Origin of the sequence: Ruminococcus sp. Marseille-P328, assembly GCF_964249465.1 — a bacterium.
GTDB lineage: Bacteria > Bacillota > Clostridia > Lachnospirales > Lachnospiraceae > Blautia_A > Blautia_A faecis.
In genome coordinates, this window is record NZ_CAXUBQ010000002.1 from 92,234 (window position 1) to 118,608 (window position 26,375).

The 26,375-nt window shown below is 44.6% G+C and carries 21 protein-coding genes; 19 read left to right on the top strand and 2 right to left on the bottom strand.

Annotation, left to right across the window (positions count from 1 at the left end; genetic code table 11):
- The first annotated feature begins 22 nt into the window (after positions 1–22).
- From ACESTK_RS02425 to ACESTK_RS02500, 16 genes are all read left to right on the top strand, one after another.
- Positions 23–1,603: a recombinase family protein gene (locus ACESTK_RS02425; protein WP_373118460.1), complete on the top strand. Its 1,581-nt coding sequence runs from the start codon at positions 23–25 to the stop codon at positions 1,601–1,603.
- Between the two features lie 196 nt (positions 1,604–1,799).
- Complete coding sequence (locus tag ACESTK_RS02430; RefSeq protein WP_195408907.1) at positions 1,800–2,591, top strand: amino acid ABC transporter permease; 792 nt, start codon at positions 1,800–1,802, stop codon at positions 2,589–2,591.
- A gap of 2 nt (positions 2,592–2,593) precedes the next feature.
- Positions 2,594–3,334 (top strand): amino acid ABC transporter ATP-binding protein, encoded by a 741-nt coding sequence (locus ACESTK_RS02435; protein ID WP_331667823.1) that lies wholly within the window; start codon positions 2,594–2,596, stop codon positions 3,332–3,334.
- 158 nt (positions 3,335–3,492) lie between these two features.
- Positions 3,493–4,332, top strand: a complete 840-nt coding sequence (locus tag ACESTK_RS02440) for a S1 RNA-binding domain-containing protein (protein ID WP_173718338.1) — start codon at positions 3,493–3,495, stop codon at positions 4,330–4,332.
- Between the two features lie 790 nt (positions 4,333–5,122).
- Positions 5,123–8,623, top strand: coding sequence for a DNA polymerase III subunit alpha (locus ACESTK_RS02445; protein ID WP_195408905.1), 3,501 nt, complete (start codon positions 5,123–5,125; stop codon positions 8,621–8,623).
- Positions 8,624–8,829: 206 nt separating this feature from the next.
- Positions 8,830–9,819 carry a 6-phosphofructokinase gene (gene pfkA / locus ACESTK_RS02450; RefSeq protein ID WP_118583954.1) on the top strand — a complete coding sequence of 330 codons (990 nt, stop codon included), beginning with the start codon at positions 8,830–8,832 and terminating at the stop codon, positions 9,817–9,819.
- A 197-nt stretch (positions 9,820–10,016) separates the two neighbouring features.
- Complete coding sequence (locus ACESTK_RS02455; protein WP_173718341.1) at positions 10,017–11,408, top strand: TrkH family potassium uptake protein; 1,392 nt, start codon at positions 10,017–10,019, stop codon at positions 11,406–11,408.
- A 75-nt stretch (positions 11,409–11,483) separates the two neighbouring features.
- Positions 11,484–12,140, top strand: a complete 657-nt coding sequence (locus ACESTK_RS02460) for a TrkA family potassium uptake protein (protein WP_118583956.1) — start codon at positions 11,484–11,486, stop codon at positions 12,138–12,140.
- Positions 12,141–12,155: 15 nt separating this feature from the next.
- On the top strand, positions 12,156–12,938 hold the full coding sequence (locus tag ACESTK_RS02465) for an RNA methyltransferase (RefSeq protein ID WP_118583958.1): 783 nt from the start codon (positions 12,156–12,158) through the stop codon (positions 12,936–12,938).
- Positions 12,939–13,026: 88 nt separating this feature from the next.
- Positions 13,027–13,461, top strand: coding sequence for an NfeD family protein (locus ACESTK_RS02470; protein ID WP_118583960.1), 435 nt, complete (start codon positions 13,027–13,029; stop codon positions 13,459–13,461).
- Between the two features lies 1 nt (position 13,462).
- Entirely contained in the window at positions 13,463–14,404 is a 942-nt protein-coding gene (locus ACESTK_RS02475; RefSeq protein WP_187565826.1) for an SPFH domain-containing protein, read from the top strand.
- 23 nt (positions 14,405–14,427) lie between these two features.
- A complete protein-coding gene (gene argF / locus ACESTK_RS02480; protein WP_187565825.1) occupies positions 14,428–15,429 on the top strand; it encodes an ornithine carbamoyltransferase in 1,002 nt (333 codons plus the stop codon).
- Positions 15,430–15,476: 47 nt separating this feature from the next.
- Positions 15,477–16,313, top strand: coding sequence for a biotin--[acetyl-CoA-carboxylase] ligase (locus ACESTK_RS02485; protein ID WP_243243659.1), 837 nt, complete (start codon positions 15,477–15,479; stop codon positions 16,311–16,313).
- A gap of 126 nt (positions 16,314–16,439) precedes the next feature.
- Positions 16,440–16,790 carry a DUF6145 family protein gene (locus tag ACESTK_RS02490; RefSeq protein WP_118583962.1) on the top strand — a complete coding sequence of 117 codons (351 nt, stop codon included), beginning with the start codon at positions 16,440–16,442 and terminating at the stop codon, positions 16,788–16,790.
- 128 nt (positions 16,791–16,918) lie between these two features.
- Positions 16,919–17,923, top strand: coding sequence for a tRNA dihydrouridine synthase DusB (dusB, locus tag ACESTK_RS02495; protein WP_330608469.1), 1,005 nt, complete (start codon positions 16,919–16,921; stop codon positions 17,921–17,923).
- A gap of 176 nt (positions 17,924–18,099) precedes the next feature.
- The gene (locus tag ACESTK_RS02500; protein ID WP_187565823.1) at positions 18,100–19,464 is read left to right on the top strand and encodes a M20/M25/M40 family metallo-hydrolase; all 1,365 of its coding nucleotides are present in this window, start codon (positions 18,100–18,102) and stop codon (positions 19,462–19,464) included.
- A 72-nt stretch (positions 19,465–19,536) separates the two neighbouring features.
- Here the strand turns inward: ACESTK_RS02500 and ACESTK_RS02505 are convergent, their stop codons facing one another.
- Together ACESTK_RS02505 and ACESTK_RS02510 are read right to left on the bottom strand one after the other, a co-directional pair.
- Positions 19,537–20,778, bottom strand: coding sequence for a lipopolysaccharide biosynthesis protein (locus ACESTK_RS02505; RefSeq protein ID WP_187565822.1), 1,242 nt, complete (start codon positions 20,776–20,778; stop codon positions 19,537–19,539).
- Positions 20,779–20,812: 34 nt separating this feature from the next.
- Entirely contained in the window at positions 20,813–21,898 is a 1,086-nt protein-coding gene (locus tag ACESTK_RS02510; RefSeq protein WP_187565821.1) for a polysaccharide pyruvyl transferase family protein, read from the bottom strand.
- 181 nt (positions 21,899–22,079) lie between these two features.
- On the opposite strand from ACESTK_RS02510, the gene ACESTK_RS02515 reads away from it, so the two are divergent.
- The 3 genes from ACESTK_RS02515 to ACESTK_RS02525 all read left to right on the top strand — a co-directional run.
- Positions 22,080–22,316: a purine biosynthesis protein PurH gene (locus tag ACESTK_RS02515; RefSeq protein ID WP_118583972.1), complete on the top strand. Its 237-nt coding sequence runs from the start codon at positions 22,080–22,082 to the stop codon at positions 22,314–22,316.
- A gap of 263 nt (positions 22,317–22,579) precedes the next feature.
- Positions 22,580–23,785, top strand: coding sequence for a bacterial transcriptional activator domain-containing protein (locus tag ACESTK_RS02520; protein ID WP_187565820.1), 1,206 nt, complete (start codon positions 22,580–22,582; stop codon positions 23,783–23,785).
- Between the two features lie 254 nt (positions 23,786–24,039).
- On the top strand, positions 24,040–26,375 hold a 2,336-nt coding region (locus ACESTK_RS02525; RefSeq protein WP_373118469.1), incomplete at its 3' end, for a Cna B-type domain-containing protein.

Genomic DNA, 26,375 nt, shown 5'->3' on the forward strand with positions numbered 1-26,375 from the left:
ATATAACAGAAAGGTATTAGATATGAATATAGCTGCTTATTGTCGTGTCTCCACTGATAAAGCTGATCAGCTCAACAGTCTGGAAGCTCAAAAGCAATTTTTCTCTGAGTACACCCAGCGTACTGGTGACAACTTAGTTAGATTATATGCAGATGAGGGTATTTCAGGCACGAAAATAAAAAATCGAAAAGAATTTTTACGCATGATGGCTGATGCTGAACATGGACTATTTGATATGGTAGTAGTAAAGGACATCTCTCGCTTTGCCAGAAATACTGTAGACCTTCTGCAGAATGTCCGCAAACTGAAAGCATTAGGAATCGAGACACAGTTTTTGACGGCCAACATGACCAGCATGGGAAACAGTGAATTTGTTCTGACAATCTTCGGTGCATTGGCGCAGGAAGAAAGTGCCAATACTTCAAAGCGTGTGAAATTCGGCAAGAAAATGAATGCTGAAAAAGGACGAGTTCCGAATATTGTGTACGGATATGATAAAACCATTGGAGATTACTTTAATTTGGCAATCAACGAGGAAGAAGCAGCTGTTATCAGGCAGATTTATAAATGGTATATCGAAGAAGGATATGGTGCCGCCAAGATTGCAAACATGCTGAATGCGAAAGGCATCCGAACAAAGCGTAATTGTCAGTGGAGCCAGAATGCGACGTGCCGGATTTTAACGAATGAACTTTATACCGGAAAAATTATCAATGGAAAGCAGGAAGTAACTGACTTCCTGACCGGACAGAGAACGGAAAAAGATGAAACGGAGTGGATGGTAACAGAACGTCCGGAACTGCGGATTATTGAGCCGGAAATGTATGAAAAGGCACAGGAGATTTTGGAGTGCAGAAGCAAGACTTTTAAATTAACAAAGGAACGGCAGAGCAATAAGTATTTGTTTTCTACTCTGATTAAATGTAAGGAATGTGGCTGGTCATTTCGACGAACTGTTCGTACTTATAAGAATACTTATATTCGCTGGGTATGTTCCGGTCATAATGGACGTGGGGCGGATAGCTGCCCGAATGCTCAGACAGTGGACGAGGAAGAGTTGATTGAAGTTCTGTCCGAATACTTTTCCGAGCTGCTGAAAGCAAAGAAAAATGTAATTCGTCACGTAACAGGCGAATTCCAGAGGGTTTACAAAGCCAAGGATGAGAACCTGAATTACGAAAAGGAATTGAACGCACAGCTTCACAAGCTTCAAAAAATGCGTCAGAAATACATGGATATGTACACCGATGACCTCATTACACGTGAGGAACTGAATGAAAAAATCGGCGGCACAAAACAGGAAATCGAGCGTCTGGAGAATGAGTTGAAAATGGTTGCTTATCACCTGACAAAAGGTGAACAACTGGAAACAATCTTGAATCGCACGTTTAAAGAGATTGAAGATATTTCCGATGTTCACCAGATGACCAATGCACAGCTTAAACGGATTATCCAGAAAATTGAAGTAGACAAGGATGGTAACGTAGATATTTACTTACGAATCTTCGGTGATTTAGGCTTAGATGAAACCGTTCTAATTAGTGACAACCAAACAGAAAGGCAATACAGAGCTTCTGGATGCCCTGAACAGCGTACTGGATAAAATGACAGAGGATGATTACAAAGAAATGATGGACGAAGCAATTTCCGTACAGCCGCTGTCAGAGTAAGGGTTACAGTGATTTCGCTGCATTTGAGTCTGTTTGAAAAATCATTCCTGCATTTTGTAAGATTCACTTTGCAGGATATTTCGCAGACGGTCTTTGTAAATAAAGTCGAGAGAGATAGGAGAGAAAAATATGCTTCCTGAAACCTTCTGGGGCCGGATCCAGTATCTGCTCCAGCAATACGGCTCCTCCTTTTTGTCAGGAGCCGGAAATACAATGATCATAGCCATTGTAGGCACCTTTTTAGGGTGCCTTATTGGCTTTATAGTTGGAATTATTCAAACAATTCCTGTAGATAAAAGAGACTCCGCCGTTAAAAAGACACTGGTTGGATTTTTCAAATTTATTATGGCATGCTACGTGGAATTTTTCCGCGGCACCCCAATGATGGTACAGGCCATGTTTATCTATTACGGAAGTGCTTACCTGTTTAATATCAACATGTCCATGTGGTTTGCGGCATTTTTCGTAGTATCTATCAATACCGGAGCCTACATGGCAGAAACTGTCCGAGGCGGAATCCTTTCTGTTGACGAAGGTCAGACAGAAGCTGCAAAAGCAATCGGAATGACGCATGTACAGACTATGATGAACGTAATTCTTCCACAGGCACTGCGCAATATCATGCCTCAGATTGGAAACAACCTGATCATCAATATCAAGGATACCTGCGTTCTTTCCATTATTGGAATTGTAGAACTTTTCTACACAACAAAAGGCGTAGCCGGAGCTTATTACACTTACTTCGAATCCTTTACCATCGCTATGGTAATGTACTTTATCCTTACTTTTGTATGCTCCAGACTGCTCCGCCTGCTGGAACACAAGATGGAAGGCCCGCAGAATTATGACCTTGCAACAACGGATACACTGGCTCACACAAGTGGTCTGTATTCCTACCCTAAGAAGAAGGAGGAGAAATGATCATGAGTGAAAAAATCCTTGAAGTCAAACATCTGGGAAAAGCATTTGGCAGCAATCAGGTACTGAGAGACATTGATTTTTCCGTAAGCCCGGGAGATGTGACGTGCATTATCGGACCGTCCGGTTCTGGTAAATCCACACTTCTTCGCTGCCTGAATATGCTGGAAACTCCATCCACCGGAGAAATCAATTATCGTGGAACTGACATCACCAGTAAGAACGTAAACGTTCCGGAATACCGTTCAAAGGTAGGTATGGTGTTCCAGAATTTTAACCTTTTTAACAACATGACTGCTCTGAAAAACTGCACCGTAGGTCAGGTAAAGGTTTTGAAAAAGAGCAAAGAAGAGGCAGAGAAAAAAGCTTTGTATTATCTGGAAAAAGTAGGTATGGCGCCGTACATCAACGCCAAACCCAAACAGCTTTCAGGAGGTCAGAAACAGCGTGTGGCAATCGCAAGAGCCCTTGCCATGGAGCCGGAAATTCTTCTTTTCGACGAGCCAACCTCCGCGCTGGATCCCCAGATGGTAGGTGAGGTTCTGGAGGTTATGAGAGACCTTGCACACGAAGGCCTGACCATGATCATCGTCACCCATGAGATGGCATTTGCCCGTGACGTTTCCAAGCGTGTAATCTTCATGGCAAATGGCGTTATCGTAGAAGACAGACCGCCGAAGGAACTGTTTGAGAATCCGACAGACCCGCTGACAAAAGATTTCCTGAGCCGCTTCCGCAATGCATGAGCCGGAAAGTCGCTTTGCAGATGGGGATTCTGCATTTTTTATCCTTACTTCAATAAGTTAATGTTCACAGTGGCGGTAAATGTGTGCTATACTGGACAATAGATTGGGAAGCTACTGAGAAATTTTATATTTAACCGTAATTGAATTAAGGAGAATCCATGATTGAAATAGGAAAAAAACAGAAGCTTATTGTGGCAAAGACCGTAGATTTCGGTGTTTACCTTGCAGAAGATAAAAATGCAGGCCAGGAAGACAGAGTACTTCTTCCAGCCAAACAGGTTCCGGAAGGAACCAGAGAGGGCGATGCACTGGATGTATTTATTTACAAGGATTCCAGGGACCGTCTTATTGCAACCACCAGAGAACCACTTCTTCAGGTTGGACAGACTGCTGTTCTGAAAGTCCTTCAGGTAACCAAGATCGGTGCATTCCTGGATTGGGGCTTAGAGAAAGACCTGCTCCTTCCATACCATGAGCAGACCAGCCGTGTGCGGGAAGGACAGGAGTGCCTGGTAGCCCTTTATGTAGATAAGAGCAGCCGTCTCTGCGCCACCATGAAGGTATACCATTACCTTTCTACCAGAACCCCATATGTAACAGGTGATTCCGTAAAAGGGCGTGTCTACGAGATCAGCGATCGTTTCGGTGTTTTTGTAGCTGTTGATGACAAATATTCCGCCCTGATCCCAGCCAGAGAAGCCAGCGGCAAATACCGCCCGGGCGAAGTCCTCGACCTTCGCGTTTCCGAGGTGAAAGAGGATGGCAAGATGAACGTCACAGACCGTCAGAAAGCCTACATCCAGATTAACGAAGATGCCGAGAGCGTCCTTAGTATAATCGAAGAATTCGCCGGCGTCCTCCCCTTCGATGACAAAGCCTCACCAGAAGTGATCAAACGCGAATTCGGACTCAGCAAGAATGCCTTTAAACGTGCTGTGGGACACCTTCTGAAAGAAGGGAAGATTGAGATTAAGGACAAACGCATCTACAAGAAATAATGGAATCTGATACACCCTTTATTGGAAAATAATAAAACCTGCATACCATATTGGAATACCCAAAATATGGTATGCAGGTTTTTTCTCTAAAACACGAACGGGTGTTTACCGGGGCTTGAACTTGTGTTAAACTATTTATTAATCATACTTGCTATTTAATGTGTTGGTCGTTATTCCGGACGCGATTTCACAATGTATATTCACCGCCGCGCGTCGCAACGTTTCGGCAAGCTAATGACTAACTACGACTAAGACGCTCAGGAAAGCCTTCGCGCCTAAGTCTCCGTAAGTCATGGATCTCGCCTCCACTAAAACCGCTCCTAAAATGCGCGGCTTGCGAATATACATTGCAAAATCGCTGGTTACTGGAAAGGGAAGAAAGAAACAGTAACGACAACGGGGGTGAGGTGAAGTAGTTGGTATCCCGCAACTTTATTATTTTTTGCCAATCTATCGTTACCAAAAAAGTATAGGGAAATCACTCACTCACCCTCCCCCTTCGTAAAAAGTTCTTATATAACATCAGTCCCAGCCAGTACACAGCATTTGGACAATGTGTATTACTCCAGCGAGCCATTTCAGGCGCGCTCTTAGCGGAGGCGAAATCCAGCGCTTACGGAGACTTATGCGTGAGGGCTCTCCCGAACGCATTAGCCGCAGTTAGCGATTAGTTCGCTGGAGCGTTGCGCCGGCGAGTGAGTAATACACATTGCCCAAATGCGTCCCTCCTGAAAAACTTTTCACCCTCCCAACACACTAAATAGCAAATTTGCGAAGAAGGAGACACACAATGGCTTTTACCCACCTCCACGTCCACACCGAATACTCCCTGCTGGACGGTTCCAATAAAATAAAAGAATACGTTGCCCGTGTAAAGGAGCTTGGGATGGACAGCGCGGCCATCACAGACCATGGGGTCATGTACGGCGTCATCGATTTTTACCGGGCAGCGAAAGCAGCCGGAATCAATCCGATCCTTGGCTGCGAAGTCTATGTAGCCCCTGGTTCCCGCTTCGACCGCGAGATCGGCAGTGGCGACGACCGTTACTACCATCTGGTACTTCTTGCCGAGAACAACCAGGGCTACCAGAACCTTATGAAAATTGTATCCAAAAGCTTTAAAGAAGGCTTTTACTATAAACCACGAGTAGACCTGGAGCTTCTCCGGGAATATCACGAAGGTCTCATCGCGCTGAGCGCCTGCCTGGCCGGTGAAGTAGCCCGGTTCCTTAACAGAGGAATGTACCCGGACGCTAAGAAGGCGGCCCTCCGCTATCAGGAAATTTTCGGCGAAGGCAATTTTTTCCTAGAGCTTCAGGATCATGGAATTCCGGAACAGCAGAATGTAAACCAGCAGCTTCTGCGCATGCACCAGGAGACTGGAATTGACCTGGTAGCCACTAACGATATTCATTACACCTACAAAGAAGATGCTGATCCTCACGACATTCTTCTGTGTCTCCAGACAGGGAAGAAGCTGTCCGATACAGACCGTATGCGCTACGAAGGCGGTCAGTACTACGTGAAATCCGAGCAGGAAATGGCGGCACTTTTCCCATATGCACTGGAAGCCTTGGAGAACACACATAAAATAGCAGAGCGCTGCCACGTAGAAATTGAATTCGGAGTTACCAAGCTGCCAAGATTCGACGTTCCCGAGGGCTACACCTCCTGGGAATACCTGAATAAGCTCTGCTTCGAAGGTCTGGAGCGCCTGTACGATCCGGTTACCCCAGAGCTACGGGAGCGACTGGAATACGAGCTGAACACTATCAAAAACATGGGCTATGTTGACTACTTCCTCATTGTGTGGGATTTCATCCATTATGCCCGCAGTAATGGCATTGAGGTAGGCCCCGGACGAGGCTCCGCAGCCGGAAGTATTGTTGCATATACCCTTGGAATCACCTTACTCGATCCAATTAAATACGACCTTCTGTTTGAACGTTTCCTGAACCCGGAGCGAGTATCCATGCCTGATATTGACGTGGATTTTGGATTTGAGCGAAGACAGGAAGTAATCGACTATGTTGTACGGAAATACGGCAAAGACTGTGTGGTTCAGATTGTTACATTCGGTACTTTGGCAGCCCGCGGTGTTATCCGTGATGTAGGCCGTGTCCTCGATATGCCATATGCCCAGGTAGACTCCATTGCGAAAATGGTTCCTGCCAAAATACCGAACGTGAAGCTTGTCACAATTGACAAAGCCATGGAAGTAAACCCGGAACTGAAAAAAGCATACGACGAGCAGCCGGATGTGCATCATTTGATTGACATGGCTAAACGTCTGGAAGGTCTTCCAAGACATACCTCCATGCACGCTGCCGGAGTTGTAATCAGCCAGAAAGACGTCTCCGAGTATGTGCCCCTTTCACGCGCGCAGGACGGAACCATCGTCACCCAGTTTGTCATGACAACTCTTGAGGAGCTGGGACTTTTGAAAATGGATTTCCTTGGCCTTCGAACCCTGACTGTAATCAACAACGCAGTAAAAAATGTAAAGAAAAATTACGGCATATCCCTTGATATGCAAAAGATAGATTATAATGACCAGAAAGTGCTGGATTCTCTTGGAACAGGTCGTACTGACGGTGTGTTCCAGCTGGAGAGCGGCGGAATGAAAGGATTCATGAAAGAACTGAAGCCACATAGCCTTGAGGATGTAATCGCCGGAATTTCCCTGTACCGCCCAGGCCCTATGGACTTTATTCCCCAGTATATCCGCGGCAAGAACCGTCCAGACACCATCCACTATGATTGTCCTCAGTTGGAGCCAATCCTGAAAGCGACTCACGGTTGTATCGTGTACCAGGAGCAGGTTATGCAGATCGTACAAAGCCTTGCCGGATTTACCTTGGGACGAAGCGATCTTCTTCGCCGAGCCATGTCCAAGAAGAAACTTAACGTTATGGAAAAAGAACGCCAGGCTTTTGTCTATGGAAATGAAGCAGAAGGTGTTCCTGGATGTATTAAGAATGGAATTGACGAGAAAATCGCAAATAAGATTTATGACGAAATGATCGATTTTGCACAGTATGCATTTAACAAATCCCATGCGGCGGCATATGCCTATGTTACGTATCAGACTGCCTTTCTGAAATACTATTATCCGGTAGAATATATGGCTGCGCTGATGACCTCCGTAATCGACAAGCCTACCAAGGTTGCCGAGTATATTCAGGTCTGCCGTCAGATGAACATTCCAATCCTGCCGCCGGACATCAACAAAGGCGAGTATGGCTTTTCCGTATCAGGAGGCTCGATCCTCTATGCGCTTTCCGCAATCAAGAGCGTAGGGCGTCCGGTCATCGAGGCTATTGTTGCAGAGAGAAAAGAACATGGCGAGTACCTTTCCGTGAAGAACTTTATTGAGCGGAATATTGAAGCTGTGAACAAACGTGCCATTGAGAACTTTATTAAGGCAGGCGCCCTGGATTGTCTGGAAGGAAACCGTCATCAGAAGATGGTCGTTTTTGGTCAGATCGTAGATGACATTTCCCGAAACAAGAAGCAGTCTATGGCAGGGCAGCTCAGCTTATTCGACATTGCCAGCGAAGATGAAAAAAAAGAATTTGAGATTCGTATGCCGAATCTGGAAGAATATGACAAAGAGACGGTTCTGTCCTATGAAAAAGAAGTCCTTGGCATATACCTGAGCGGTCATCCTCTGGATCGCTACCGTAATATGATGGAAAAAATGATTTCCGCAAGAACTATCGATTTCCAGCCATCAGATGAAGATGACCGTGAAGGTGGTGAACCGGATGAGTCAAAAGTACGGGACAATCAGAAAGTCATCATCGGAGGCATGATCACAGAGAAAAACGTGAAGTATACCAAGACAAACAAAGTGATGGCGTTTCTTACCGTGGAGGATCTGGTTGGAACTGTAGAAGTCATGGTTTTTCCAAGAGATTACGAGAAATGGCAGAATATGATCAATGAGGACGCCAGGGTATTCATCCAGGGACGCGTATCTGCCGAGGATGACAAGGCCAGCAAGCTGATCCTGGAAAAGGTACGGCCTTTCTCCGATATTCCGAGAGAACTCTGGATCCAGTTTGAAAGTAAGGACGATTACAGCCAGAAAGAAAAAGGGCTTCTGGAGGATCTACGGAATTCTCAGGGTACAGACACTGTCGTTATTTATCTGAAAGATGTAAAAGCAATGAAAAAACTGTCTGCTGCATACCATGTAAATCTGCAGGATGAATGGCTTGCACAGATGAGTAAAAAATATGGTGAAGGCAATGTCCGGGTTGTAGAAAGAGCTCTGAAGACGCTTTAAAGTGAAGAATCAGACAAGCATATGGAAAATTATGGTAAAATCACGGAAAACAGAGTGTAATTTCGGCAATTACTTAAGGAAAGAGTCTTGAAAAACCTTTGAAAATGCTATAAACTAATGCTGAATATGTGTATAGAAAAACGAGGGCGTTTCCACTGAAAATGGAGACACAGCTCCCGACGATTCATAAGATGGAGGAGATTATTATGGCAGAAAACAAAGTTAAGACCATTGGTGTCCTTACCAGCGGCGGTGACGCTCCTGGAATGAACGCTGCAATCCGTGCAGTTGTAAGACGTGGACTTTCCAGCGGACTTAAAGTAAAAGGTATCCAGAAGGGCTATAACGGCCTTTTAAACGAAGAGATCATCGACATGACAGCAAGAGATGTATCCGACACCATCGAGCGTGGTGGTACAATTCTTTACACTGCAAGATGTGCTGAGTTCCGTACAGCGGAAGGACAGCAGCGTGGTGCAGAGATCTGCCGCAAGCACGGTATTGACGGACTTGTTGTAATCGGTGGTGACGGTTCCTTTGCCGGAGCCCAGAAGCTTGCCAACCTTGGAATCAACACAATCGGAATTCCAGGAACCATCGACCTTGACATTGCATGTACAGAGTACACCATTGGTTTTGATACCGCTGTAAATACTGCTATGGAAGCAATTGATAAGGTTCGTGATACATCTACTTCCCATGAGAGATGCAGTATCATCGAGGTTATGGGACGTGGAGCCGGCTGGCTTGCACTGTGGTGCGGTATTGCCAACGGAGCAGAGGATGTTCTGATCCCTGAGAAGTATGACTATGATGAGCAGAAGCTGATCAATAACATTATTGAGAGCCGTAAGATGGGTAAAAAACACCACATCATCATCAATGCAGAGGGTATCGGTCATTCACAGGCTATGGCAACTCGTATCGAGGCCGCTACAGGAATCGAGACACGTGCTACTATCCTTGGTCACATGCAGCGTGGTGGAAGCCCAACATGTAAAGACCGTGTATATGCATCCATGATGGGTGCTATGGCAGTAGACCTTCTTCTGGAAGGCAAGAAGAGCCGTGTTGTTGGATACCGCCATGGTGATTTCGTTGATTTCGATATCAATGAAGCTCTTGCAATGGAGAAGAGCGTCACTCCATATATGTGGGAGGTTTGTGAGTCCCTTTCTCATAACTATAGGAAATAACAGTGATAATACGGTTCACTTGTCTCAGGGCATATTTCCGACTGGGTTTTACAGTATGTGATACACATTTTGCAGAAATCCTTTGAGCTATGTGCCGACGGCAGGTGAACCGTAATTATAAAAGAGTCATTGTTCCTGACATTCTGCAGCAGAATATTTTGCAAAAGATGCTGAGGGCAGTGGCATAAAGGAAGCTTATGTTCATTCAAAACCTGCAATATAAATTGCATAAACTGAATACGGCACAGATCATTACCCTCAGCTTTGCGGGGGTAATTTTTGTAGGAGGATTAATTCTGTGGCTGCCTTTCTGTACGGCAGCAGGCCAGACCACTTCGTTCTCCGATGCTATGTTTACAGCCACCACCTGCGTATGTGTAACCGGTCTTGTGACTGTGACCACAGCCACTCACTGGAGTCTGATTGGCAAACTGGTGATCCTTTTGCTCATACAGATTGGCGGAATTGGACTGATCGCACTTGCAAGCGTTATTTTTATTTCCCTGAATAAGAAGATCAGTCTGAAGAACCGCAGAATGATCCAGGAATCCTATAATCTGGAGCAGATGTCCGGTCTGGTAACAGTGGTGAGAAAAGTGGTTCTCTGTGTGTTTGCAGCAGAAGGAATCGGAGCCGTCGGCTATGCATTCTGCTTTGTACCAGAGTTTGGACTGGTGAAAGGTCTGGGACAGGCTGTTTTTACAGCGGTTTCAGCCTTTTGCAATGCAGGAATCGATCTTTTGGGAGAGAACAGTCTGGCAGACTATGTAACCAATCCTCTGGTGAATGTGACAACTATGGGATTAATTATTGCTTCTGGACTTGGCTTTAACGTATGGTGGGATCTTGGAGAAAGAATAAAGCTGGTTTTTCAGAAGAAGCTTTCTCCTGGCAGATTATTCCGGACCCTTCGTCTGCAGAGCAAGCTGGTTTTGACTACAACCGGGATTTTGCTCCTTGGTGGGACAATCTGTATTTTACTGTTTGAGTATAAGAACCCGGACACACTGGGAAGTCTGTCCTTTGGACAGAAGCTGATGGCAGCGGCATTTCAGTCTGTGACCACAAGAACTGCAGGGTTTTTTACAGTTGCTCAGGGGGCGCTGACCAGCGGAAGTGTAATGATCTGTCTGTTTCTTATGCTGGTTGGAGGTTCTCCTATGGGGACTGCCGGCGGAGTGAAGACGACTACACTTGCAGTGCTTGTGATGAGTATTATTGCCAACCTTCGGGGAAAAAAGGATGTAGAGGTTTATGGGAGAAAGATTCGCAGCAGTTATATCCGTTCTGCGCAGGTAGTTGTGGGAATGGCGGTTAGTGTGCTGCTTATTTCCGTGCTGGGGATTTTTGCAATTATGCCGGATGCACCTTTTGTGGATGTGCTGTATGAGCTTACTTCTGCAATTGGAACCGTAGGTCTTTCCAGAGGACTGACCGCGGTCCTGAATACACCGGCCAAATGGATCGTTATTTTTACCATGTATCTTGGAAGAATCGGTCCGCTGACACTGGGCGCGGCAGTTGTATCCCGTGCGCAGAAGCGAACTAAAGATGTACATCTGGCAGAAGAGAATATTATGATAGGATAGAAAATGGCGTCTGTGGACGACATTATCCCGCATGAAAGTCCGTTGCTTTCATAGCAGATTTTAAAGGAGATTAGAATGAGCGGAAAATCCTTTGCAGTCATTGGATTGGGGCAGTTTGGAATGACCCTGGCGAAAGAGCTTGCGAATGCAGATTATGATGTTTTGGCAATTGATGATAAAGATGAGAATATTCAGGAAATTGCAGATACTGTCACTTATGCAGTTCGTGCAGATGTGCGCGAGCCTGGAATTCTGAAATCCCTGGGCGTGCAGAACGTAGACGTTGCGATTATTGCGGTTGCAGAAAATATGGAAGCCAGTATTACAGCTACCATGCAGGTGAAGGACCTGGGCGTCCCGCTTGTTCTGGCGAAGGCAATGAATTCCCTTCATGGCCGGATCCTGGAGAAAATTGGTGCTGATCAGGTAATATATCCGGAGCGTTCTATGGGAATCCGCGTTGCCCGTAATTTTACAGCCAGTGGATTTGAGGATGTGTTTGAGCTTTCTACGGAGTTCAGTATGGCAGAATTCCGGATCCCGGGTGAATGGGTGGGGAAAAGTCTTTCAGAGATCAGGCTCCGTGAGCAGCATCATATAAATCTGGTTGCAGTGAAGCATGGAGATTCTGTAAATGTAAACCTGAATCCTGCGGAGAAGCTGGAAGCGGGTTGTATTCTGGTTGCAGTAGGAAAGAACGAGGATTTGAATAAATTCCGAAAGCCGCTGTAACAGGGAGGATAATTTATGATAACCAGTGCAAATAATACACAGGTAAAAAATATCATACAGTTAAACCAGAAGGCCAAGGCCCGCAGGGAACAGGGGTTGTTTGTGGCTGAGGGACGGAAAATGTTCGGGGAAGCTCCAAAGGACTGGATTTCCAGGGTTTATGTGACAGAATCCCTGACTGCAGATGAGTCCCTGATGAAGCAGGTCATGGAGCTTCCGGAAGAAAAAAGAGAAATCGTGGCAGATAATGTTTTCCGCCAGATGTGTGATACCAGGACTCCACAGGGAATTCTTACAGTTCTGAAGAAACCGGTGTGGACTGTGGAAGATATTTTAAAAGGAGATGCTCCTTTGGTAATGGTTCTTGAGGATCTTCAGGATCCGGGAAATGCAGGGACTATTTTCCGAACAGGTGAGGGTGCTGGTGTTTCCGGTGTTTTTCTTACGAAAACCTGCGTAGACATTACCAATCCAAAGGTCATCCGCTCAACAATGGGATCTGTTTACAGAATGCCTTTCCTATATGTGGAGGATGTGGTATCATTAAAAGCGGAACTGGAGCAAAAAGGTATCCGTACCTTTGCAGCCCACCTGAAAGGAAAAAATTCCTATGATCAGGAGGATTATCAGGGCGGCACAGCATTTCTTATTGGAAATGAAGGAAACGGGTTGACGGAAGAGGCAGCAGAAGCTGCTGATTGTCTCATCCGGATCCCCATGTGCGGCAAGGTGGAGTCCTTGAATGCAGCTATGGCTGCAGGAATTTTGATGTATGAGGCTGCAAGGCAGAGACGGTAGGGTTAGCTGATCTGGAATCTGTCTGCTGAAGTATATCTGATGACGTATGGCAGATTTTGACAATCGCTTATCTGAAAGGGGGAGTCTTATGGAACCAATTATCTGGCTGGGAGTCCTGGCTGTGCTTCTGGTTATTGAAGGGCTTACCACGGCACTTACTACGATCTGGTTTGCAGGAGGCGCACTTGCTGCCGCTATTGCAGCCGGCATTGGAATGGGAATCGTGCCGCAGCTTCTTCTGTTTTTCTGTGTTTCACTGGTGCTGCTGTTTTTTACAAGACCGGCAGCTCTGAAGCTTATGAGAAAAGACACAGAGAAAACAAATGTGGAAGGTCTTCTTGGAAAAAAGGCTGTCGTGATCCAGAAGATCAATAATCTGGCCCAGACAGGTCAGGTCCGCATCAATGACATTGAATGGATGGCCCGGACATCCGATGACAGCGTAACAATTCCGGTTGACACTGTAGTAATCATAAAAGCAGTCCACGGCGTTAAATTGATCGTGGAGTCAAAGGAGGCGTAATATGGGAAGTATCTTATTTTTGCTGATCGTCATTATTCTGGTGCTGTGGATCTTGGCATCCTGCATCCGCATCGTACCCCAGGCATATGCGATCGTACTTGAGCGTTTAGGCGCTTACCAGGCAACATGGGGAACCGGCGTACACTTCAAACTTCCATTTGTAGAGCGTGTGGCAAGAAAAGTCAATCTGAAAGAGCAGGTTGTAGATTTCCCACCACAGCCGGTTATCACAAAAGATAACGTAACCATGCAGATTGATACTGTTGTATTTTTCCAGATCACAGACCCGAAGCTGTACGCATACGGCGTTGAGAATCCGATCATGGCTATCGAGAATCTTTCCGCGACTACATTGCGTAACATTATCGGTGATATGGAACTGGATGAAACCCTGACCTCACGTGAGGTGATCAATACCAAGATGCGTGCTTCCCTTGACGTGGCAACTGATCCATGGGGAATCAAGGTAAACCGTGTAGAGCTTAAAAATATCATTCCTCCGGCCGCTATTCAGGAAGCCATGGAGAAACAGATGAAAGCAGAGCGTGAGAGACGTGAGGCAATTCTGATCGCAGAAGGTGAGAAGAAGTCCACCATCCTTGTTGCAGAGGGTAAAAAGGAATCTGCAATTCTTGATGCCGAAGCTGAGAAGCAGGCTGCTATCCTTCGCGCGGAAGCGCAGAAAGAGCGCATGATCAAAGAGGCAGAAGGTCAGGCAGAGGCAGTTCTGAAGGTTCAGAAGGCGAATGCAGAAGGTCTTCGTATGATCAAGGAGGCAGGTGCTGACAATGCAGTTCTTACCCTGAAGAGCTTCGAAGCTCTTGCGAAAGTGGCAGACGGCAAATCTACCAAGATTATTATCCCGTCAGAGATCCAGAACCTGGCAGGACTGGCAGCTTCTTTGAAGGAAGTTGTTGTGGATGAGAAGGATAAAGAAAAGTAAGAGGAAGATAGAGGAGGATTATTATGAACTTAAAAGGCAGAAATTTTTTGACCCTGAAAGACTTTACACCAGAGGAAATTCTGTATCTTCTTGATTTATCCGCTGAGTTAAAGGCAAAGAAAAAAGCCGGTGAGCTTACCGAGTATTACAAAGGCAAAAATATTGCCCTGATCTTTGAGAAAACCAGCACCAGAACACGTTGTTCCTTCGAGGTGGCAGCCCATGATCTTGGAATGGGAAGCACCTATCTGGATCCAACTGGCTCCCAGATCGGCAAGAAAGAGAGCATTGCAGATACTGCGAGAGTTCTTGGAAGAATGTATGATGGTATTGAGTACCGTGGATTTGGTCAGGAAATTGTAGAAGATCTTGCAAAATATGCAGGAGTTCCGGTTTGGAACGGTCTGACAAACGAATATCATCCAACACAGATGTTAGCAGATATGCTTACCATTCGTGAGCATTTCGGATATCTGAAAGGAATCAAGCTGGTTTACATGGGCGATGCCCGTTACAATATGGGTAACTCCCTGATGGTAGCCTGCTCCAAGCTTGGTATGCATTTCGTAGCCTGCACAAGTAAGAAATATTTCCCGAATGAGGAGCTGGTTGCTCAGTGCAAAGAGTACGCAGCAGAGTCCGGCGCAACCATTACTCTTACAGAGGATGTAGAGACTGGAACGAAGGACGCAGACGTTATTTACACAGATGTATGGGTATCCATGGGTGAGCCGGATGCAGTATGGGAAGAGAGAATCCATGATCTGACACCATACAAGGTAACATCTGCAGTTATGAAGAATGCAGGGGAGAAAGCAATTTTCCTTCACTGTCTGCCAGCATTCCATGATCTTAAGACAAAGATTGGAAAGGAAATGGGTGAGCGCTTCAATCTGACTGACATGGAGGTAACAGACGAAGTATTCGAGTCTCCGGCTTCTAAGGTATTTGATGAGGCTGAGAACCGTATGCATACCATTAAAGCGGTTATGGTTGCTACACTGGGAGAGCCTGAGAATAAATAATTCGGCTTCCAGATAACAATGAATTAATGAAAGAAAGGGTATCTGAAATGATTTCCGAAAAAGAATCATATGAAGAAATTGTTACAGACGGTATCTATAACGAAACCACAATTGCAGATCAGATACATACAAAATGGGCGGGCAAAACCGTCCATTTTGCAAGAGAAACAGATTCTACCAATTTGTGGATCAAGCGTCTGGCGAAGGAAGGCGCATCAGAGGGAACTCTTGCACTGGCAGAATTTCAGTCGGCAGGAAGAGGAAGACTTGGCAGATCCTGGGAGGTACCAGAGGGTACGTCGGTTATGATGAGCATTCTTCTCAGACCGAAATTTGAACCTCAGTATGCACCAACCCTTACCCTTGTAATGGGTATGGCTGTGGCGAAAGCAGTGAAGAGTCTTGGATTTGATGTAAGTATCAAATGGCCCAATGATGTGGTGGTTTCCCACAAAAAAATATGCGGAATCCTTACCGAAATGGGGGTTCGCGATGGAAAAATTGACTATGCAGTCATCGGAGTGGGAATTAATGTAAATATCAAAGAGTTTCCGGAGGAGATGGCAGACAAGGCTACATCCCTTTATCTGGAGAGCGGCAAGGAATTTGACAGAAGCCAGATTCCCGGGCTTGTGATGGAAGCTTTTGAGGAATACTATGAAAAATTTGCAGCGACCTGTGACCTCAGTGGGCTGAAAGAGGAATATGAAAGTATTCTTGCTAATTACAATCAGCCGGTGCGTGTGCTGGCGAAAGAGCCGTACGAGGGCGTGGCCAGAGGGATTACAGATGGCGGAGAGCTGTTGGTAGAGAAAACTGATGGAACGATTGTAGCTGTCAGCGCCGGTGAGGTTTCGGTTCGCGGGCTGTATAGCTATGTGTAAGGCTATTGTTTAGGCACATTTTCGCAAATGATATTCCCCACTGATTGCGATAATCCTACAGTGAATGGGGCATATCACTTGCGAAAATGTTGTTGACACAGATGAAAACAGAAAGGTGGGACTTAATTGTATCAGGAGAATGTAGTGCTTTGCGGCGCAAGCGCCTATGAACAGAAATATTACTTTAATAAAGACTTTGATTCTCTGCCTGATCATGTGAAGAAGGAACTGCAGATCATGTGTGTTCTTTTCACAGAAGAGATTGGCGGAATTTTCACACTGGAATTTGATGATCACGGAAACCTGCAGTTTAAAACAGAGGCTACGGAAGCTGATGGATTTTATGATGATATTGGCGGTGCACTGAAGATTAAAAAGCTGCGTGTGGAGAAAGAGGAGCTTCTGGAATCTCTGGAAATGTATTATCGTGTGTTCTTCCTTGGGGAAGATGTGGATAAAGAGAAGACAGAAGAGTAAGCTGTGTGGATAAACTGATAAACAGGGAAAATAGCAGCTCATCAGATGTGACATTTGAGTTCACGAAGCGAGTAATTGTTGAAAGGATTGAATAGTTACACATCAAATATGAAAGTAATTAAGGTGATATGAGTAGTAATTTAGATTCTAAGTTGAGATATGAGCTTCCAAAGAAGATGAAGTGGAAAGTTGGAAATGTAGAGATCCCTAACCGGTTCGTCCTGGCACCAATGGCGGGCGTTACCGACCTGGCTTTTCGCAGGCTTTGCAAGGAGCAGGGCGCTGGGCTTCTCTGCATGGAGATGATCAGTGCCAAGGCTATTTCCTATAAGAACAAAAATACCAGGGCTCTGATGGAAATCGACCCGGTGGAGCATCCTATTTCCATGCAGCTCTTTGGAAGTGAGCCAGAGCTGATGACGGAGGTGGCGAAGGAAATCGAGGAGGAGCCTTTTGACATTCTGGATATCAATATGGGATGCCCGGTGCCGAAGGTGGTAAATAACGGTGAGGGTTCAGCTCTTTTGAAAAATCCGGAGCTGATCGTGAAGATTGTGAAAAGCATTTCTTCTGCCATTCAGAAGCCATTGACAGTGAAAGTTCGTATCGGTTTTGAGAATGAGCCGGTGGATATTGTGGAGATTGCAAAGCGCGTGGAGGATGCCGGGGCAGCAGCTATTGCAGTTCATGGACGGACACGGCAGCAGTATTATTCCGGGATAGCAGACTGGGAGACCATTGCCAGGGTTAAAGAAGCAGTTTCCATTCCGGTGATTGGAAATGGGGATGTGGATTCGCCGAAAAAGGCGGAGAAACTTTTCCGGCAGACCGGATGTGATGCGGTGATGATCGGGCGTGCTGTGGAAGGAAATCCATGGATATTTCGGGAGATGAATCACTATTTTGCAACAGGGGAAGAGCTGGCAAGACCTTCTCTGGCAGAGGTGAAAGCGATGATTCTGAAGCATGCACGGGCTCAGATTGAAATGAAGGGTGAATTCATCGGGATCCGGGAGATGCGCAAGCATGTAGCATGGTATACAGCAGGGATGCCCCACAGTGCAGGGCTTCGCAGGGAGTCCAATAATATTGAGAGTTATGCGGATCTGGAGAAGCTGCTGGAGAGATTATAATTATGTTCAGTGGATCCGATTCTGCAAAAAATCATTTCAAATGTAGTGTTGACCAGATGAGTGGAAAACCGCTGTATGGTGATAAAAAGATAATAATCAGACGTATGAGAGTCAGGAGGTTTGGGCTGGGAAGGCTGGAACTTGCTGACTTTTTCTATAGTTGAAAGGGAAAGATTATGGATAAATTACTGAGATATAACGGTGTGCAGGAAGCACTAAAATTTCTGCGCGAAGATGATGAAAGAACTTTGCAGGAGCACCTGGAAATGTGCCAGATTCCTGCGCCTTCCTATGAAGAAGGGGAGAAAGCGGAATATGTCCGAAAGAAGATGGTGGATGCCGGTCTTTCAGAGGTGCACGTTGATGAGGTGGGAAATGTGCTGGGAACCTGGAAAGGGACTGGGAATGGACCGCGAATTATGGTTGCGGGACATACAGACACTGTTTTCCCAAGGGAGACAGACCTTACTTTGAAGAAAGAAGGCGAACGCTACAGCTGTCCGGGAATCGGAGACGATACCAGGGCGGTAGCGGAGCTTCTCAGTCTTGCAAGAGCAATGAATGCTACAGGCATTCGCGGCGAGGGAGATATTGTGTTCTGTGCAAATGTGTGCGAAGAGGGACTTGGTGATCTGAGGGGAATTAAGCATGTATTTAAGGATATGGCAGACACAGAAGGGCGCTACGACGGTTTCGTTTCCATTGATGATAAAAAAACCTCTGGAATCATTTACCAGGCAGTAGGCAGCGAGCGCTATCTGGTAACTTTCCACGGAACCGGCGGACACAGCTTCACCGGCTTCGGAATTCCCAACCCGATTCACGCAATGGGAAGGGCGATTGCGAAAATCAGCGATTTCCAGACACCAAAGAATCCGAAAACTACTTTCAGTGTAGGCGTAGTAAACGGCGGCACGTCTGTAAATGTAATCGCGGCAGAGTGTTCTATGCTGGTGGATCTGCGCTCTGTGGATGCAGGGGAACTTGAGAAATTATCCGCAAAACTCCACCAGGCAATAGAAGAAGCCGTGAATGAGGAAAACGCCCGCTGGGGATATGGAACTTTAAGGTCTGAGAGTACAGGAATCCTTGACGACAATAATATGACAGCGAAAAGCAGTGTGGGAGATACAGCTGGCGCAGTGCCAGTGAATGCTGATAATGGAGACAGGGAAACCTCAGCAGAAGATGACCGCATTACAGTCACCTTCGAACAAAAGGGCAGGCGCCCTGCTGGTACCCAGGAAAAATCCTGCCAGATTGTCCAGGCTGCAAATGCTGCAAATCAGGCCATTGGCATGGAAACCCTGTACATCGGTGCCGCCAGCACAGACGCCAACATCCCCATCAGTCTTGGAATCCCTGCCATCACCGTGGGCTGGGGAGGAAAAGGCGGTGGAGAGCATACCATCCACGAATGGTACGAACCTGCAGAATCCTGGAAAGGACCACAGCGTGACTTGCTGTTGCTGTTGGCGTTATCGGGCTATGAAAATATACGAGAGTATCAGCTTCCACGCATAAATCCGAAAGGAAAATAAAAAAACATCCCCCGGAAAGAATAGTCCCAATAAACGGACATTTCCCTTCCGGGGGATGTTGTATTAACTGAATTAGTTCTGATGTTTTTTTCGAAGAATTACATAAACCAGAATCAAAGTAAACAGCACAAACAAAATGGAGCAGGACAGTACATAATTCAATGCTGCGCCCATAATTCCCCACTGCTGCACCAGAATCCGGGCAGCTGTGATGGTAATAATTGCGGTTATGGAATAAACTGGAAGCAGGCATTTTCCCCAGCGGATAGCGATAAGGATATTGTAGATCATGTAGACTTCCGCGCTGATTCCTCCGCCGATAAGCAGAACTACGAAATGCAGCTTATATGGGGAAAGATCCACGCCGTAAATAATCTCCAGCAATGTTCGACCGATGAGATGCCCTCCAGCCACAACAGCTACACAGCAGACCAGGATGATGCCAATGATCCGCAGTATGTACAGTGTGAACTTTTTCACATTATTTTCCCACCATAATTCTGCGATGGTGGTGATGGTAGGCTTAAACACGAACTCGCACATCAGCGAAATCACAAAAGAAGGCATAAACAGAATGCTATAGTAAGTCTGATATTCATCTGTCATAACGCCAGCCATTGCGTATTTTGGAATGTTGTAGAGCAGCAGGGAAAGAAAAGTACCGATAAACATAGGGGTACAGGTTCGAAGTAACTCCCACACATGAGACATCTGAAGCTTGCGTCCATCCTCTTCATGACCAACGTATTTTCTGGTCATCTGTGAGTTAATGATAAGACACAGAATAAGGGAGGTTGTAGAAGTAGCAACACAGGTGCAGTACAGGTTCTTGGTGATAATAAGCATAGCGGTGAAAAAAACTGCGGAATACAGATTTCTCGCCGCCAGCATTTTTCCCATCTGCTCAACATGGTACTTTTGCTGAAGATTTCCGTGGAAAACATCCTCCACCGCATCAATCATCTTCATCATAATAATAAAAGTGCTGATGATAATATATTCGCCTTTGAAGCTGAAGGAACTGTAAATAATTCCAAACAGCATCATCAGTGCACAGGTGATAATGCGGGAAACCTTATACTCGGAAAAAATATATTTGTGCTCCAGATCCGTGGCCTGATAGGTGCGGACACCATAGCGTCCCACCTGCAGAAGCAGCTGTGCAGTAGCGTAGCTTAAGGAATAAAACCCTGCCAGCTGTGCGCCACACACACGAGTTACCACCAGGAGATACAAAAAGGAGGAGCCTGAGTAACAGGTACTTCCGATCATATTCCATAAAAAGGCTTTTTTTACATTTTTTTCTTTATTCATTTGCTAAAAATCTCCATTTATTGGTAATCGCTGCTTAATCCTCAGATGTCATCTGGCGCAGCTGTTCCATAGAGTGCTCACGGAAGCGGGCAATCTGCTCATTTGCATAAGTAAAATCAATTTCTTCGGTAAGCTTCTCGTAAGAAACATCATCCATAGTTCTATCGGTAAGCTTCACCAGATTAAGAAGCTGCTGAACACGGCGGTTCATGTGATGACCGTTTACCTTGGCGAAGAATTTGCGGTTAAAAATAAGGGCAAAAACAACACCATGGAAAGAATCAGAAACTACATATTCTGCATTTTTGAAAAGTCCCATCCACTCTGCAGGACCAACTGTGATCTTGCAGTCACATTTCAGAAGTCCGACTAATGGGAAAGGAATGTATACAATACGGTAGCCGGTCTTATTGTGGAGTCGGCGGGCGAAGTCTACGATTTCTTTGTTAATTCCCAGCTGGTAAACCAGAATGTATTTTTCTTTATATTTTGGCTCAACCAGAAGCTTATCCCACTCTTCCGCAGTGAGAAGAAGGGTAGGATCGCAGACCACTTCAGGACGCTTCTCTGTGAGATTCTCTACAATGTCAGCCCCATAGTCTTCACGAACCAGAATTTCATCAAAATCGGAAAGCAGTTCTTTGTATTTCTGCTGGTATTCTTCCGGCGGAAGATTTTCACCGATACTTGCGGCATAGCTGCATTTCTTTTTTCCCTCTTTTACAAAATCAAGGAAATAGGTAGTGTCAAAATTGGTAAGCTTGTAATCCCAAATCTGGTCGCTTCCAGCAATATAAATATCGTATTTGCCAGCTACCGGCTGCATTTTACCCTGAATGACAGGCTGGCTGTAGCGCATATGCTTACGGAATTTGTTGCATTTGAAACGGCGGGGAATGTAGCAGATATGGCCGATTGCCCCGTAAATATAGTTAAAAAGTCCTTTCTTTTTCAGGTTTACAAGGCGGAAAGGATTGCTGATATAGTCGCAGCGGTAATCAATAATTTCCGGCTGAGTGCCGATTTCTTGCAGCTTTTTCTGAAGCGCATAGCTCTGCAGGATGGCACCGTAATTGTCGTAGTTATGGAAGGTAATCACACCTACTCTTTTTTTCTGCATAAAGTCCTCCTGACTAATATAAGGTAGATATAATATAACACATAAACGAGAAAATAAACAGTTTTTGCAGGTGGATTTATCAATTAATTCTAAAGTGGTTATGGAAGTTAAAGTTGAAATTGTTAAGGAGTACGCTATAATAGAGATAATGAAATTTACCTGAGAAAGTGGAGGCGTAAAGATGGCGGGATATTTAATCGCAGAAACTACCCGTGAGGAGCGGGAGAAGATTGTTGCAGAATCCCTTGGAAATATTGAGGCGAACTGCGACGGTTGTATGGCAGGGCTGGCTGAGATGTATCAGGAATACATTGATGGGAAGAAAGAGCTTCGCCAGATCAATATGGAATTTAACGCAAGATACGTAAAAAGCGAGGACATGCCGGTGAGAAGCCGGTGCCCGGAGTCCTTTTGCTAATAGAAATCAAAGAGGGCACCAAACTGAAATATGAATTGAGGCAGTACGAAGTAACAGAATAAAGAAGCAGTAAGAGCAGAAGTTTTCAGTACATGTAACGAAAACTTCTGCCTTTTTTTAACCAAATGTTAATAGTTCTTTTTTTATTCTGGTGTTATTATGTAAAAAAGTCGTATTATAATTAATAAGGAAATAAAAGGCTATTGCTAATTACGTCTGCAATAAATACGTTCTAGAATTATTTTAGTTATGGAGAAAAGTATATGGAAAAAAACGTATTAAAGGTTCGCATGCTTGGAACCTTTTCGTTGGAATATAAGGGAAAAGAACTGGTACTGGATCGAAATAAAGCATCGAAGACTACACAGCTTTTTCAGCTGCTTATGTTTCATACCGAAGACGGCGGAATTTCCAAAGCTGCTATGATAGATGCCCTTTATGGAAGAGTTGAGGTGGAGAATAAGAACGGAAGCCTGAACAACACCATTTTCAGACTTCGTAAACAGCTGAAGGATATTGGACTTCCAGATAGCAAATACATAAATATCCAGTCCGGAATGTGCTGTTGGGACGGAAATATTGAAGTTCAGGTTGATGTAAATGAGTTCCGGAAACTGATAGAGAAAGAAAAAAAGGAGAAACGGGAAGAGGACAAGCTCCATCTCTGGATGCAGGCCTGGAAAATTTATAAAGGTGAATTTCTCCCGGATATGATCGGGGAGCAATGGGTCGCTGTGGAGAATGTCCGGTGCAGAGATGAGTACTTCCGTGTTACAGAGGAGCTGTGCCGCTGGCTGAAGGGGCATGAACGGTATGAAGATCTGCATAAAGTGGCGCACAGAGCCGCCGAAATTTATCCCTTTGACGAGTGGCAGGTCTGGGAAATCGACAGCCTGATCGGAATGTCACGATATAAGGAAGGCCTTGAAGTTTACCAAAACACCGAAAAGCTTTTATTCGATGAAATGGGAGTGGCCCCTTCGGAGAGATTGTTAAAGCGTTTCAAGCTGATGGGAGAACGGACTTCACAGGCAGCAGGTGCCCTTAGCGATATCAAGGAAAGACTTCGGGAAAAGGATGCTGCAGTAGGAGCATATTTCTGTCCGTTTCCCAGCTTTGTTGACATCTATCATGTATTCAGCCGTATGGTGGAGCGCTCCGGTTTATCCGTGTTTGTTATGCTTTGCACACTGGACTATAAGGCGGATCATGTTTCGGAGGAGAAGGAACGTGAAAAGTCCGAACTTCTCAGACAGGCTATCCAGTCATCCATACGAAAAGGTGATTTTTACACCAGATACAATGTCCGGCAGTATATTGTCATGCTGATCGAAATCAGCCAGGAGAACTGCCCCATCGTTTCCAAACGAATTGCAAAAAAATTCAATAAGCTCTCTGGCGATAAGAAATTCACTCAGGTTGATTTCTATGTGGCATCCATTGGAGAGATGTGTGAAATGGAGGGATAAATTATGGTCTACGATGTGATTTGTGATGAGTATGAACTCATTTGCTCCTGATTTATGGAAAAGACTTGAAAAATGCTAAAAATGCCATAGGAAATCGCTCGTTTTTGCAACTCTTTCGGAAAATGAAAGAGTTGGAGAAAGAGGCAAAGTGATAGAATATATTTAAAAATCATATACTATCTATCATGCAACCGAAAATAATTCCCGATTCGGTTAAAATAAATCTACATATCCAAAGAAAGGAATGAGACATTATGAAAAAGAATGGGTATTTAAGAAGATTTCTGGCACTGTTTCTCGCTCTCGTGATGATCATGGCTGATTCATCTGTGACGACGTTTGCGGCGACGGTGGGAAGGGTGAAGCAGAAGAGTGCGGCCGCGGAGACGGAAAATCAGCAGACGGTATATACCTATGAGGATTCTAAGGTAACGGTAACTGCAACGTTGGAAAATGCCGATGCAGTACCGGACAACGCCAAATTTGTTGTCACAAAAATGAATAAAGCAGATCATCAGGATGGTTATGCGTATGCAGAACAGAAACTGAAAGAATATGAAGAGTTAGAGAATGTTCTGTATGATAGTTATCTGATTTATGATATGCATTTTGAAGATGAGAACGGAAACGAAATCGAGCCAGCAGAAAGTCAGGTTTCCGTAAACATTTCTTATAAAAAGGCTCAGAAATTATCAAATGAAACAACAGAAGACAGTGTACAGGTATTACATTTGGATGAAAATCTGGATCAGTTGGAAGATGTAACGGATAATGTTGAACTGAATAAAAAAGGAAAAATTAAGGAAGTAACATTAACAACGGATAGTTTTAGTACTTTTATTATCGCAGATCAAGGTCTGAGTAGTTTTAAGCTGAGATTACAGTTTGTGGATTCGCAGGGAAACGTTGCAACAAGTCAGAATGGTACATACTATGCGAAGATTGAAAAAGATGGATTACATCAGTTTAAAAAAATAACTGTAGAAAATGGAATTGGCGAGGCAACATTTGATGCGCTGTATGATAATAATGGTAATCGACAGAAGAGCATAGAAACTGGTGAATATAAAGCAGTGCTTGCAATTGCTCGTCCAGATCAAAATCCAAACGTAGAAGGTCAGAAACAAAATAATTGGGATACAAATAACGCTTTGTCAGAAGTCGATAATGGCCAGACATTTGATTATCAGTTTACAATTGCAATTAATGACAGATACACAGTAGACTCTTCACATGACACAGTTGTTATTAATGCAACTCAGATGGGAAATAATTCTATTTCTTATGCTGATATAAAAGATGGCTTGAAAGATGCAAGCCAATTTATGGTTGTTGCGAATTATTTCGAGCAATCCATGCATTTTGAGGGAAATTTTGCTGTAGATAAATTTAAAGGAAATGGAAACCCGGTTGGAGCACAGGGAACTGAAAAGAAAATTAATCTTACAATTAATATTGAAAAATCAGTTAATCCAGCAGCTGCAAAAACTTTTAACTTTAGAATAGTTGATGCAAACAAGAATAAAGTCGCAGATGTAACCATTACAACTGATGCTAACGGAGTTGGCTCTACCTCGTATACAATTAAGGATGCAAAAAGTGCATATGAAGTATATGAATTAGATGAAAAAGGAAATATTCTTGAAGATGGAGGAAAAATAGGAGACTATACAGTTTCTTATGATTATTCAGAAGGTTTAAAAGGCTTAATGAACTATGATACAACTTCATTTGCGAAAGTGATTGAAGGGGTTACAAGTTTAACTGCAAATAGCTCAAACAATTTATTTGTAACAACGTCAGAGGTGACGACCGATAAGGGGGCTGTTAAGAAGGTTACCGCAGCAGAATTCGATTCTCTGATTAACATTACTAATATTTTAACAACAGTATCTGGATTATCAAAGAAACTTGCTAAGGCGAAATCTACAGATTCAGCACAAGTTGTTTATTTAACCCCAAGTGATCTGAAACAGCACCGATTAAATCTTCCAGCAGTTAGAGATAATCAAGCTCTTGTGATCAATGTTATGATTCCAAGTGGCATGAATGAACTTGATGTTGCGACAGAAGTACTTTATGTTGGAAATGAAATAGTTGATGTTGCTGGTAAAAAAGAAAGCGAACTGGATCCGAATAGTAAAGGTCAACAAATTGCAAAAAGAACAATTTGGAACTTCGTAAATGAAGATGGAACTCCATATAAGGGATATGTGAAAGATACTGGAAAGAAGATGGGCGGATTTGCCCTTGTTCCAGAAGGCTCATATATGAATAATAATGGAATGTGTTCCATTTATGCTAAAAACGTTTATCAGGGCGGAGCCGAAATTCACAAAAATAGTTTCCCTGGTGATCAGGAAAAATCTGGAACTGTAAAGATTTCTAATAGAAAAGATACACCAGAAGAGACCAGTGTAAGTGTCAAGAAGGTATGGAATGACAGCAACAACCAGGACGGAATCCGCCCGGATTCCGTCACCGTACAGCTTTATGCAGACGGAAAAGCAAGCGGAGCCCCGGTAGACCTGAATGCGGCGAATAATTGGAGCCACACCTGGAGCGGACTTGCGAAGAAAGCAAATAAGAC

Bases quoted from the DNA above. Each gene is read 5' to 3' on its own strand.
- dusB (WP_330608469.1), top strand. From the start codon at position 16,919: ATGAGTAGTAATTTAGATTCTAAGTTGAGATATGAGCTTCCAAAGAAG.
- ACESTK_RS02510 (WP_187565821.1), bottom strand. From the start codon at position 21,898: ATGCAGAAAAAAAGAGTAGGTGTGATTACCTTCCATAACTACGACAAT.
- ACESTK_RS02465 (WP_118583958.1), top strand. From the start codon at position 12,156: ATGATAACCAGTGCAAATAATACACAGGTAAAAAATATCATACAGTTA.
- ACESTK_RS02460 (WP_118583956.1), top strand. From the start codon at position 11,484: ATGAGCGGAAAATCCTTTGCAGTCATTGGATTGGGGCAGTTTGGAATG.
- ACESTK_RS02500 (WP_187565823.1), top strand. From the start codon at position 18,100: ATGGATAAATTACTGAGATATAACGGTGTGCAGGAAGCACTAAAATTT.
- ACESTK_RS02520 (WP_187565820.1), top strand. From the start codon at position 22,580: ATGGAAAAAAACGTATTAAAGGTTCGCATGCTTGGAACCTTTTCGTTG.
- ACESTK_RS02430 (WP_195408907.1), top strand. From the start codon at position 1,800: ATGCTTCCTGAAACCTTCTGGGGCCGGATCCAGTATCTGCTCCAGCAA.
- ACESTK_RS02440 (WP_173718338.1), top strand. From the start codon at position 3,493: ATGATTGAAATAGGAAAAAAACAGAAGCTTATTGTGGCAAAGACCGTA.
- ACESTK_RS02445 (WP_195408905.1), top strand. From the start codon at position 5,123: ATGGCTTTTACCCACCTCCACGTCCACACCGAATACTCCCTGCTGGAC.
- ACESTK_RS02505 (WP_187565822.1), bottom strand. From the start codon at position 20,778: ATGAATAAAGAAAAAAATGTAAAAAAAGCCTTTTTATGGAATATGATC.
- pfkA (WP_118583954.1), top strand. From the start codon at position 8,830: ATGGCAGAAAACAAAGTTAAGACCATTGGTGTCCTTACCAGCGGCGGT.
- ACESTK_RS02485 (WP_243243659.1), top strand. From the start codon at position 15,477: ATGATTTCCGAAAAAGAATCATATGAAGAAATTGTTACAGACGGTATC.
- ACESTK_RS02515 (WP_118583972.1), top strand. From the start codon at position 22,080: ATGGCGGGATATTTAATCGCAGAAACTACCCGTGAGGAGCGGGAGAAG.
- argF (WP_187565825.1), top strand. From the start codon at position 14,428: ATGAACTTAAAAGGCAGAAATTTTTTGACCCTGAAAGACTTTACACCA.
- ACESTK_RS02425 (WP_373118460.1), top strand. From the start codon at position 23: ATGAATATAGCTGCTTATTGTCGTGTCTCCACTGATAAAGCTGATCAG.
- ACESTK_RS02455 (WP_173718341.1), top strand. From the start codon at position 10,017: ATGTTCATTCAAAACCTGCAATATAAATTGCATAAACTGAATACGGCA.
- ACESTK_RS02435 (WP_331667823.1), top strand. From the start codon at position 2,594: ATGAGTGAAAAAATCCTTGAAGTCAAACATCTGGGAAAAGCATTTGGC.
- ACESTK_RS02470 (WP_118583960.1), top strand. From the start codon at position 13,027: ATGGAACCAATTATCTGGCTGGGAGTCCTGGCTGTGCTTCTGGTTATT.
- ACESTK_RS02475 (WP_187565826.1), top strand. From the start codon at position 13,463: ATGGGAAGTATCTTATTTTTGCTGATCGTCATTATTCTGGTGCTGTGG.